This window comes from Hungatella hathewayi WAL-18680 (assembly GCF_000235505.1).
Lineage (GTDB): Bacteria > Bacillota > Clostridia > Lachnospirales > Lachnospiraceae > Hungatella_A > Hungatella_A hathewayi_A.
Genome location: NZ_JH379027.1, coordinates 803615 through 815723 on the forward strand (window position 1 = coordinate 803615; position 12109 = coordinate 815723).

At 32.6% G+C, this 12109-nt stretch carries 14 protein-coding genes; all 14 read right to left on the reverse strand.

Features of this window, described 5'->3' with window-relative positions:
* Positions 1-45: 45 nt before the first annotated feature.
* Positions 46-1011, reverse strand: a complete 966-nt coding sequence (locus HMPREF9473_RS03675; RefSeq protein WP_006778715.1) for a GDP-mannose 4,6-dehydratase — start codon at positions 1009-1011, stop codon at positions 46-48.
* Positions 999-2027: a kinase gene (locus HMPREF9473_RS03680; RefSeq protein ID WP_006778716.1), complete on the reverse strand. Its 1029-nt coding sequence runs from the start codon at positions 2025-2027 to the stop codon at positions 999-1001. Before HMPREF9473_RS03680 ends, HMPREF9473_RS03675 begins: the two co-directional genes overlap by 13 nt.
* A gap of 26 nt (positions 2028-2053) precedes the next feature.
* Positions 2054-3211 (reverse strand): glycosyltransferase family 4 protein, encoded by a 1158-nt coding sequence (locus HMPREF9473_RS03685; RefSeq protein WP_006778717.1) that lies wholly within the window; start codon positions 3209-3211, stop codon positions 2054-2056.
* A 34-nt stretch (positions 3212-3245) separates the two neighbouring features.
* Positions 3246-4307, reverse strand: a complete 1062-nt coding sequence (locus HMPREF9473_RS03690; protein ID WP_006778718.1) for an acyltransferase family protein — start codon at positions 4305-4307, stop codon at positions 3246-3248.
* A 19-nt stretch (positions 4308-4326) separates the two neighbouring features.
* Entirely contained in the window at positions 4327-5829 is a 1503-nt protein-coding gene (gene murJ, locus HMPREF9473_RS03695) for a murein biosynthesis integral membrane protein MurJ (RefSeq protein WP_006778719.1), read from the reverse strand.
* Between the two features lie 12 nt (positions 5830-5841).
* Positions 5842-6555 carry a WbqC family protein gene (locus HMPREF9473_RS03700; RefSeq protein ID WP_006778720.1) on the reverse strand — a complete coding sequence of 238 codons (714 nt, stop codon included), beginning with the start codon at positions 6553-6555 and terminating at the stop codon, positions 5842-5844.
* 1 nt (position 6556) lies between these two features.
* Positions 6557-7201, reverse strand: coding sequence for a PIG-L deacetylase family protein (locus HMPREF9473_RS03705; protein ID WP_006778721.1), 645 nt, complete (start codon positions 7199-7201; stop codon positions 6557-6559).
* A 26-nt stretch (positions 7202-7227) separates the two neighbouring features.
* On the reverse strand, positions 7228-7749 hold the full coding sequence (locus tag HMPREF9473_RS03710; protein ID WP_006778722.1) for a GNAT family N-acetyltransferase: 522 nt from the start codon (positions 7747-7749) through the stop codon (positions 7228-7230).
* A 22-nt stretch (positions 7750-7771) separates the two neighbouring features.
* Positions 7772-8959, reverse strand: coding sequence for a glycosyltransferase family 4 protein (locus HMPREF9473_RS03715; RefSeq protein WP_006778723.1), 1188 nt, complete (start codon positions 8957-8959; stop codon positions 7772-7774).
* A gap of 11 nt (positions 8960-8970) precedes the next feature.
* A complete protein-coding gene (locus HMPREF9473_RS03720; RefSeq protein WP_006778724.1) occupies positions 8971-9726 on the reverse strand; it encodes a glycosyltransferase family 2 protein in 756 nt (251 codons plus the stop codon).
* 3 nt (positions 9727-9729) lie between these two features.
* Complete coding sequence (locus HMPREF9473_RS03725) at positions 9730-10053, reverse strand: hypothetical protein (RefSeq protein WP_006778725.1); 324 nt, start codon at positions 10051-10053, stop codon at positions 9730-9732.
* A gap of 129 nt (positions 10054-10182) precedes the next feature.
* A complete protein-coding gene (locus HMPREF9473_RS03730) occupies positions 10183-10800 on the reverse strand; it encodes a glycosyltransferase family 2 protein (RefSeq protein ID WP_148552359.1) in 618 nt (205 codons plus the stop codon).
* Complete coding sequence (locus tag HMPREF9473_RS03735; protein WP_006778727.1) at positions 10797-11432, reverse strand: HAD family hydrolase; 636 nt, start codon at positions 11430-11432, stop codon at positions 10797-10799. Before HMPREF9473_RS03735 ends, HMPREF9473_RS03730 begins: the two co-directional genes overlap by 4 nt.
* A complete protein-coding gene (locus tag HMPREF9473_RS03740) occupies positions 11419-12054 on the reverse strand; it encodes a hypothetical protein (RefSeq protein ID WP_006778728.1) in 636 nt (211 codons plus the stop codon). Before HMPREF9473_RS03740 ends, HMPREF9473_RS03735 begins: the two co-directional genes overlap by 14 nt.
* Between the last annotated feature and the right edge of the window lie 55 nt (positions 12055-12109).

Here is a 12109-nt window from a genome sequence, read left to right on the forward strand (position 1 = left end):
ACCAAACTTTGTAAATCCATAATATCCCTTTTGAAATTAATGTTTCTATAATATTTTTCTCCAATAGTCTAACATCTGTCCAATTGATGTATCAAGCGATACTTTTTGACACCATGCGGTGTCTCGTTTCAATTTTGTTACATCGCCCACAATAATTTTTTCATCAGTTGGTCTTAAAAGTTTAGGATCAATTTCCAATTTGAATTTTATATTTAGATATTTTTCAATTATTTGTATAATATCTTTTATTTGATAAACTTTTTCCGAAGATATATTGTATACATCACCATGGTTCCCCTTATGAGCCAAAAGTTGAAGTGCATTAATTAAATCGCTGCAATCCATAATCGCACGTTTGGATTCAATATTTCCTACTTTCAAAATGGGAAATGTAGTACCCGACTTTTCCCATAAAATTGCACGCTTGGTAAAGTCGGATGTAACATCGTTAACTTTACGTGTACCGGTAGTGTTAAAAATTCTTGCCCGTATTGTTTTTATATTATCGTTCATATAATATTGATAGGCTAATAAGTCTTGTCCTACTTTACTAACGCCATAAGGATGCAATGGTTTTAGTTCAGATGTTTCTTGTACATAAGGATTATTGAGTTCTTCTAAAGTTTGTCCGTATTCAGCGCTTGAACAGGCAACTACAATGATTGGATCATATTCAGAACGTCGCTTTCTGATTCGTTTTATTGCTTCAAATAAAGCAACTGTACCTCCAATATTTGTTTCTAATGTTTCATAAGGCCGTTCCCATGACACGGTGGGATAACTTTGAGCTGCGAGATGATAAATCTCTGTTGGCAAAAAACGTTCAATAATACTTTCTATACTTTGTGGATAGCGTACGTCGCATTCTATCATTGGAATTTTAGCATCAAGTTCTTTTATGTTTATCGTGGGGTTATAATAGGTCCCTATTACCAAATCACCTTTTTGATAAAAATATTCTACCATATGGGAGCCCACCATACCACCTGCGCCAGTTACTAAGACAGACATTTAATCACCTCCTGATTTTGATTTGTCTTTAATTCTTCTGGGGTATAATATATGACTTTTGTTCCCGAATTTTCAAATTCAAATGGTACATATAATAAATTTTGAAGTGCTTGTCTTACACAATTTTGTTTATCCTTCTCAACATAGAAAAGTAAAAATCCACCACCACCAGCACCAAGTAACTTTCCACCAAGAGCGCCTGCATTTATTGCAATCTTGTATAGTTCATCAATTGATGCCAAAGAAATTTGATTAGAAATTCCTCTCTTTAGTTTCCAGGTGTAATCTAATAAACGTCCAAATTCATTTATATCTGAATATTTATTAGTCAATATTTTCTCGGCCTCGTTAACAAGTCCTAGCATTTCTATTAATTCAGTTTTTTTTGTTTCTAAAGATTTTTTAGTTTCTATTTGTATATCAGATGAGAATCTTGAAAACCCAGTAAAAAATAGCATTAAATTTTCATTTAAAAGTAATTTCCGTTCAGGTGAAATAATAATAGGTCTTACGGAAAAGCCAATTTCATTAAATTCTATTCTATTAAAACCGCCATAAGCTGCTGCAATTTGGTCCTGTATACCACCGACTTCATTGCAAAGTGTTCTTTCTACATAGATTGCTTCTTTTGCAAGTGTATCTTTATCTACATACTTTCCTTTTAAAGCATAAAATGCGTTTAGCATTCCTACAACAAAAGAGCTGCTAGTTCCGAGTCCAGAGCGTGCAGGCAAGTCTGCTTCATAAATTAAACGAATTTCCTTCATGTTCAAAAAACGCATAGTTTCCCTTATGGCTGGATGCTGTATGGCATCGAGATGCTTAACTCTTTCTATTTGGGAATATGTAAGTTCAGTGGAAAACTCAAAAAAACGTGGTAAATGCCGAACATTAACATAGCAATATTTATCAAATGTTGTAGAAATGACTGCCCCACCATATTTTTTATAAAATTCAGGAAAGTCAGTTCCTCCTCCAAAAAATGACATTCTGAAAGGTGTTTGTGTAATAATCATAATAATCTCACTTTCTTTAAAAATAATTAATAAATCACTGTTCGGGTTTTCCTACATAATTCTTTTGCTATTGTATCCCATTCGAGTTCTTGAAGTTTTTCATTTGCACCGATAGTTAATATGTCAAATAATTCATTATTTTTAGCAAATTTTATCATGGCTTGTGACAGTTCTTCAGCTTTTCCTGGTGTAACTAAAATGCCTGTTTTCCCTTCTGTTATTTGTTCTCTTAAACCACCTGTATTACTCGCAATTACTGGAATAGAGTAATCCAACGCAATTAAAAGGGCACCGGATTGTGTTGCATCAATGTATGGAACAATTAAAACAATATTTGGGCCATTAAAAAAACTTTCGACTTCACAGTCCTCAATCCATCGGTTAAAAATGGTTATATTAGGAAGATTTGAGTAGGCTGTTTTATATTTTTTAAAATTTCCAGAACCTGCAATGGTGAGAGAGACATTATCGCACAAGGATGTGACTTGTTTGTACGCCTCAGCCAAAATATCTAATCCCTTATAGTCTTCAATGCGTCCGAAAAAAAGAAAGTTAATTTTCTCTGCATCATAATGAATAGAGACTTTTTTATTTTTAATATATTTATAAAAGGAGTGGCGTCCCAACGGAATATAAAACACGTTTTCCCTTTTATGATATTTTTTTTCTACATAATGAATAAAGGCTTGGCTGTGAACAAAGATAGCTTTTGCAGAATAATAAATTTTTTGCATACCAAAGAGATTTAAAAAGGTTATGTTTTTGTCGCCACTATGGGGTTTGGGGTCGTGATTGATGACACAAACAGGGACATTATGGAACACTTGATTAATCATATGTGTCCATAAGGCGACCATTGGACATACAATAAATTCCAGTTCATAATTTTTTAAGGCAAAAAATAACTTCCATCTGCCACAAGCAAAAAAACATATAGTTCTAAAGAAGAATTCTTTTTTAGAACTATATGTCTTTATCAAAATTAATTTTTCAAACGGTAATAATTTCCAATATGATAGGTTAGTACATTCGGAGGAAATGACCGCGACTACTGATTCACCAGATTCTAGTAATGCTTTCGACAATTCATATGAATCTAAAGCTCCCCCTCCGTTTTTTCCTGTATAGTTTACCAATAATACTTTCTTTTTAGGGATTTTAGAACCGCTATCTTTAATTATCATAAAATACCTCTTTTCAAAATCCTTTAAAAATTGCTTATAAATTATTTAATATCCGCATGCTATTTTTCGTTAAGTTAACAGCTGCTTTTTCAAGAAAAAATGAACTTATTAATAAGATGGTAATAAATATAATACCTAATGAAAATATTTTTAAGGATCCATCACTAAAATAATTCATAATTGTACATATTACAAAATGTAAAGTGTAAGCAGGATAACAAATTTTAGATAAAAAGTCTATTAATTTATTTTTTCCTATATATAACTCACTCCAAAACGCAATACTAATATTTACGGCAAGTAAAAAGATATATACAAAGTCGTTTCCTCCTGAAAAATCACCCATAATTAGTCCCCATTTGTCAGTAATAATTAAGATAAACAATATAAATTGAGACAAACATGAACATAACCCAATCAGCTTTTTCTGTGTCATGTTACATGAAAGTAATAAAAGTCTTTCAACTATGAAGTGGCAGAACACGCCTAAAAATGTTCCAGCTATGACTCTTAATAGACCATCGTTTAAATAAAATTCACTATTTAAAGGCCAGGCATCCACATGACCTTTTGCGACATAAAAATAGTTATAAATGATTAAAGCAATAATGACAGAAAATATTCTTTCAAATGCCTCATGATATAAAGATAATATATTCCAAATTATAAATGTAGAAAAAAACAAAGCGGGAATATACCAAAGTACTGGAACAATTGAATTTGGATTGTTTGGTATAATCCAATCCCCCATACAAAATTCCAGAATGTGGCTCATAAAATAGATAATGCTTCTTTTAATACTACGATTACCTATAACACAATTAAAAACGGCTAGAATGATGATGGGAATAATATAAATAAAATACAAATTCAAAAAACGTTTTAGAAGATAATGTTTTTTTGGTGCGGAATGATAATGCTTTGCTATTAAAAATCCAGATAAGATTGCAAAGAAATCAACCATGATATACCCCTGGCCACCTCTAATAGGTTTCATACAGAATGCAATTTGAAAATGAAGATAACATACTATTATTGTAGCAATAATTCTATATATTTGTATTATCTCATTTAGTGGTTTGTCTACTTTTTCCATGCAAACAATACTCCTTGTCCTATTTACCTTTAATTCTTAATAGCATTAACGTTCCAAAGTATACAATAACAGAAACTCCTATGCAGCCTATAAGTCTTAGCCATGAGGAAAATAACGAACTATAATCAAAACTCACAAAATGCTTATATATAAAGATTGCAAAAAGCATAAGCGCACTGGATAACAAAGATTTTAGTATCAACATTAACAGACATCCTATTGGAAAACAATATGATTTTTTTATCATAACAATTGCTAATATGGGAACTGTTATAATTACAGATAATGTTGTTGCCAAGGCTAAACCAATCACGCCTAATTGAGGCGCCAATAGAAGGTTTAAAAAAACATTGATTATTGTAGCTGCAATTCCACTTACGAATGGAATTCTTGTATTTGCTCCTGCATATAAGGATTTGAACAGCAATTCTCTAATAGCCAAAGCTGGTAATGCAATGGCTAGTATTGAAAAAATAGTAGATGTCCCCTTGACAGAATTTGCATCGAAAGCACCATGTCCATAAACACAAAATACAATTTCGTTTGACAACGATAAAGCTCCCATTAAAATTGGAATAAATATAATAATAATAAAACTCAAACCATATTTTAGTGTTTGGTTAAATTTTTCGAAATTTTTATTTACAAAGGCTTTTGTAAGGCTAGGATATATCATAACTGATACGGCCATAATGAATATATTTAACAAAAATGAATTTAAAATACTTGCATAGTTAAGCATAGAAACACTCCCCTGATTCATTGAGGAAGCAAAATATCTGTCTACAAAACTATTGATTTCTATAAGCAAACTACTTAAGAAATAAGGAACTAACACCCTAAACAATGACTTCATTTCATTCATGCATTTTAATTGGGGGTAATATTTTAGTCCATTTAAGCGTGCACAACATAGTAAAATAATCCCCTGAATTATATAGGGTATAGACATAGCATAAGGAAGAAATTTATAACTTACTAATCCACTGATGCTAATGATGATTACCTGCAGTATTGACACTGACATATCAGAAAAGCTTGCAGGAACAAACTTCTGTTCGTATTCAAGATAAGCCTTAAATGGATAAATAAATGGTTGGGCTAATAAGATCCAACTACTTGATTTCAAAAAACTACTTGCCAGTTCTAACAATTCACCAGAAAATCCGGGAGCAATGATACTTACAATCGATTTGGAAAAAACTTGCACAAAACATATACATATAATTGCAATTATTTCAAAAACAGTTATTAAAGTTCTTGTAAAATCAATTCCTTTATTTTTCCCAAAAGACTTTACTATACGTGCAAATACAGGAGTATAACATACATAGATGGTTGAAACCCATCCAAATAACACACCTACAATATTACCAGACATAATATACGCATCTGCAATAGCTTCAGTTCCAAAAAAATGCGATAAAACAATTTCTCTAACGAATCCCACAGCTTTACTAATAAGTGAAATAGAACTAATTGATATGAAGGTAATACTTATAAATTTTGAATTTTTATCCACATTAATTCCTCGTTATTTCGGTAAACCACTTAAAATAATTTCATGTGCTTCATCAGGCCCTTTATTCATTAATAAATCCAGTACAGATAAATAGGGGACGAATTCAAAAGACTTTTTTTGAGCATAGATAGGATGCACATAATCATTGAATTTTACTTGTATACCATCATTGCAGAATACATCGAGATTCATGTAATCTCGCCCGCCAGAACCAGATATATATGTGCCGGCTCCCAGCTGTTTACATATTTGATATATCAAATTACTTTTTTTTCCATTTAGATTCATTTGTGATGCATACAAAAATTGGCAGTCAGCATTTAATAGCTGTGCAAAATAAAGAATCAATGAAACATTAAGGTCACAAAGATATTCGTCATGTATCTCTAAAATGTTTTTAATGGGTGGAAAAATATCGTTAAAAAAAGGATGTTTGCAGTAGTTTAACTCTAACGTTAAAAGATATTTTTTTTTCCAATTTGGCTGGGTTGTATTTGCAATTTTGATTTCGCGGATGGTTTTATCCATATGCCCTTTTGTTTCTGTTGGAACATTTAACCATTGTGCACCATTGTTACCTAAAATACGATTTCTATTTTGATAATTATTTTTTTCAAATTGCACATTATCGAGAATTACAAAAATTTCTGATTTCAACATCTTATTAAAAAACCCCAACCATGGCATATGTTCTGGTTGATGAATTGTTATGACAGGTTTAATCACTTTATACCTCCAATGTACATCGAACGATTTCAAACGCTTCAGCATATTTAGCGCCCATTTCATATCCCCTGTAAACAGCTCTTGCTTTGACGCCATCAATCCAAAATTCTCCAAATTTATGATATTCTGTTTTATGAGCTCGCAAAGCTTCTATCTTTTTTTCTAATTCAATTTTGCTGATTTCTGCATACATCTGGGGATGAAAAGCAACATAAGAACGTCCAGAAGGAACTATTGGCTCATACATATAAACAGTATTTCTTCTCCTGGCTGCGGATAATGTGGATTTTGCGGTTCCTTCATGTGACTGATGAGTATCAAATATATGATGGGTAAATATAATATCAGGATTGAAATCATTAATTATTTTGTCAAGCGTTTCAATAACTGTATAATGGTATTGCACATTTTTATTTTCAAAATCCAGGATTTGAATATCGGAAACTCCTAATATACCTGCGGCATACCTGCCTTCCTGTACAGCTTCCTCATCCGTCCTCATAAGTTTCCCGTCATAATTCGTATAGCCCGACTTACTCATAACAACCATTTTTACGATACTTCCGTGACTTATTGCCCTTGTTAATGTTCCGCCACAAGCTAATTCAATATCATCCAGATGCGCACCAACTGCTAATATTCTCATACGTTTTGTATTCCTTTCATATATATTTATAGAGCTTTTTCGACTACAACGTATTTATGGTCTGCCTCAATAAAAATATGTGTGTTTTTGTATAGATTAATTTTTCTTCCTTTTTCGAGCAAAAATGCTTTTAATCGCATATCACTAAGAATAATAAAATCATGTTTTAGAAAAAAATTACGTGCTTGTAAGTTGCTTTCCGACACTATTGCAGTTATTTTAGAATATCCATTTCTTACAGCCAGGGTGCTCAGAAAATCAACCATGCTTGTGCCTATTCCATGATTACCAGCTCTGATGGCAATGCGGTTAATATGCAGCTTTTGGGGAGTAGTTTCTGTAACAATCATATAGCCTAACACACCGCCATCTTGCAGTACAATTACACTATTATTCCACTTACCATTTAAATTACAAAGAAAATTCATTTTACTCCAAGGAGCATCTGCAAAACCATCTCCCTTTTTTAAATACCATTCCTCATCAATAGTGACCATCTCATCTATATATTGATAAGCTAATTTGAGGGTTAAAATATCTATTTTCATATTTAATTACCTTTGCTATTTCTTACAAATAATTATATACATTTTTCATATAAGCCTCATGAAATCGTTCAAGTTGCATTTCTCTTGTATTCTGGTGAGCAGTAATAAGTGCGTTACGACATAATTTTGACCGTAGTTCTTCATTATCATATAAACTTTTTATTGCGTCAGCTAATTCAGCTACATTTCCAGGAGTAAATAAGAGTCCATTTAATCCTGGATTAATCACATCTGGTATTCCGCCAACTCTAGAACCGATTACAGTTATGCCATTACTCATAGCCTCTAAAAGAACCATTCCCAGCCCTTCATTGTACGAGGGCAAAATCAAAATATCGGATGTACGCATTTCGCTAAACAATTCTTGTCCCCATTTCTTTTGACCAAGCAATATAATCTTATCCTCAAGATTATATTCATTTATTTTTCGCCTAATATTTTCTTGTTCGACTCCTTGTCCGATAATTTTTAGCTTGATTCTACTTGTAGAGAGCATATTGACAGCATCTATTAAATCATTTATTCCTTTTTCGGGAGATAACCTTCCGACAAAAATCAATTGCAATTCGGGCTTGGTTCGCGGCTTTATTTCTGTCACAATCTGTCTGTCGTATATAAGTCCGTCATGAAAGATAACTGAAGGAACATAAGGGTTCCGGTATTTTTTCTCTAATTCGCTCGAAACCCAAGTTTGGAGTTTTGATTTTGCAAGGTAGTTAACTTGCAGCCTTTTAACAAAACAAACAATGACTTTCCAAATAGCTTTGGACTTTTTTATATCGGGAATGCCATCTGGATCTCCAATTACCCTGCTGATAAAAATCAAATCACGTTTTCTAAATAAGAGCCACATAATCCATTGTGAAACAGAAATAGGAGAACATATCACCAAAGCAGGTTTGCAAAATAGTTTATTCAATTTTTTTATTCTTTCATACATTGTAATTATGTAGCCTTTTAATCCGGATGGTTGATTAAAAATTCCACAAAAAGTCACTTGCTTGCTAAGCGTTGAAGTATCATACATGGAGTATTTCGGAATATCTGTTTCTGAAATATCATATATACGGCTCCATATAATGACTTCATCAATTCCATCAAAGCATTCATAAAAATCTAATTGGGAACTTCCACTTACATAGTAGTTGTTGCCATATCGGTATACGATTCCATCGCCTATAACAATTAGACGATTATGCTTTTTGTTCATCTTAGTTTTCCTCAAAATGCAATAGCTTTATTGCAGACTGGTAATTTTAAAAATAGTTCTAAATCTTCTGGTGTTCCTAATCCATACATTCCATCCATAACAGAACCAATATTATAAGTTGTTATATGATAACCTTTTTCATTCAAAAGAATATTATAAGCAGGCGCCACATAAAATTCATTATTTACTCTAAAATTTTCTTCAATCATTTTGTCGGCAGCTTTTACAAAGTCATGTCCTTTTTTAAAATTATAGATTCCAACCGTGGCCTCGTCAGAAATGACTTCTTTTTCAACGACTTTATTTATATGACCTATTTCATCATACCCCACATATGACCATTTAGAATCCCCTGCTTTCATAGTCATAATTAAGCCGTCTGCGTTATCTGTGAGCATTTTGTTTAAATAATCATCAATATTAATATCAATCCATTGATCACAATTTGCTATCATCAAAGAATCATCGTTATCAATGTATTTTCTTGATAATAATACGGTACATGCCGGGCCTTCTGTCACTTCATTTACCGGAATAACAATGCTTCCTGGAGCCATTTCCAACAGATGACTTTTCAAATCATAGTTGTCTAAGTGCTCCTGCAAAACTAAAAAGATGAATCTATGTTCTTGTGTTGGCTTAATGTTATGTATAACAATATCTATCATAGATTTTCCGTTTATCTCTATAAGTGGTTTTGGATTTTTATAGCCAACTGATGAAAAACGTGAGCCTCTTCCTGCCATTGGTAATACAATATTTATCATATCTTAAACCTCCATATATTTATCGTCGTTTGCTCCTGGTACTTTTACCACAACATTTATAGTATCCGTAATTGCGAGAAAATCAGTTTTATCAAATGGTTCCATTACAATCATATCATTTTCTTTATAGCGAATGCCATTCATCTCAACTTCACCGGAAATAATCACTGTGATTTCCGTTGCAATTTTATGGTAGTGAATTTCTTCATAATCACCGGCATTATATTTCTTAACGGCAACCTCCACATCATTTGTATTAAACAGTGATGGTTCAAAATTACCCACAAACCATCCTCGAATCATATCATCTAAATGTGCTGTCTTCATATTACTGTATTCCTTTCTGGAGCAATTGCTTTTTGATAAGATTCTATCCCTTTAGGAGTTGCCAAAGAAAAGTAGCATTTACTCTCTATCTCAAAAATTCGCAATTTTTTTTGCTTTAATATCATTTCATTAAACACTGGACAAATGTAAACTTTCCATCTGTTTGCGCATTTTTTTAATTAATTCCTTTGATGCACTCACAAAATCATCGCCTCTTTTATAATAATAAATACCTGCGGTAGCCATACGGCTAATTGGCCGTTTTTCGGCAGCTTCAATGATGATTCCTGTCTCATCACATTTGACATAAGACCATCGAGGATGTACTGATTGAAAAGTTATGGCACCTCCATCTGCATCACTATTTTTAAAAGAAGCGATAATTGGTTCCAACGGCCTTTGAATAATAATATCTCCATTTACAATAAGAAGCGGCTCATCATTATCAATATATTCTACCGCCAGCAAAGCAGTACATACAGCTCCCGCAGTGGCATTAGGTACAGAAATAATCGTTGCTTTTGGATAAAGTAGTTTCGCAACCATAGAAGTATGATATCGGTCAATTTCTTCTTTTTTTATAGCAAATATCAGTTTATTATTCTTTAAAATATTGGAATCCAAACTTTCAAGGACATTTTGAAGCAATGGTTTTCCATTAATTTCAATTAGATTTTTGGGATATTCATAACCAGATTCCCGAAAAGATGTGTCAGAACCCGAAAATAGTAATAATATGTTCATCATAAATCCCCCCTTTCAATAGTTTTAATCATAGTCATTATATTATCAAAAGTTACATCTTGGACAGTCCCTACTGTCAAAACATAAGCACCAGCGGCTTTTGCGGCATTAATACCATTTATATTATCTTCTACTACGAGACATTGCTCTGGCTTAAGTTTTAATGTATTTATGGTTTTTGTGTAAATTTCAGGATTTGGCTTTCCTTCCGTTACATCTTCATTGCTCATAATAATGTCCAGATATTGTGACAGAGCGCTTTTTTTCATCATAACTTCAATCGAATTTTTTATGGAGTTTGAAGCAACTCCTATTTTATAGCCGTTTGCTTTTAGCTGTGATAATGCATATTCATGTTGAAATACAGGATTGCATTTGGCATAGACAATCTCCATTGTGTATAATTGCTTCATTTCGTTTATAAATGAATGCAACTGTACTGGTAAACCCTGCTCCATAGAAAGCATTTCTAATTTTTTTCTTGTGGGTAACCCATCATATGTTACCAAGTGCTCATATCGAGAAATTTGATATCCAAATAATGCTAACGCTTTATTCAGTGCTTCGTAATGCCATTCCTTTGCATCAATCAAGACGCCATCCATATCAAAAATAACAGCTTCAATTTTTTTCATGATAAAAATACTCCTTTGCTTCTTCAGGATAATCTGTACAAAATATTAGTCTATTTGAATCAATACACGAAAACTGCTTATATTCTGCCCATTTTTTTGTGTGATGTCTTTGATGAAGTTCAGGGGACACGATGCAGACCGCTTTTCCGGCATTTAAATGTCGAGATATTTTTTCTTCCGTTATCCAATCATCAGATTCAAAACCATCTAACCATACACCAGCAGCTTTTTGATAAAAAGCTGGAAATGGTTCATACTCACTTTCTCTCGTAAAGAATTTGAGTTCTTTTTCTATGTATCCCAATGTATCTGGTATCGCCATATCAAAACAAAAATAATTATTGATTTGATATTTGTCCAATAATTGTTTCAGTATGGTTTGCAATCCATCTGCTTTAATATTAATAGCCAGAGTATAGGGGGCTGCTTGGTATAACTCAAGAAATTTTTCGACAGCTACAGCCTTTTCTGTTGGCATATCATGGGAAATGACTAATTTTCTATTAAAATCTCTAAAATCCGTTTCTGTTCCCATATTCGTTAACGCAGCTCTTTCCAACGCCTCCCATTGATTGCGTTCTTCGAAAGTTTTCCACAAACCACGATGTGCAATAATCTCCATTTATATTCCTCCCCTGATTTTTCGAACTAAACAAACAATTTTTATATACATTTTG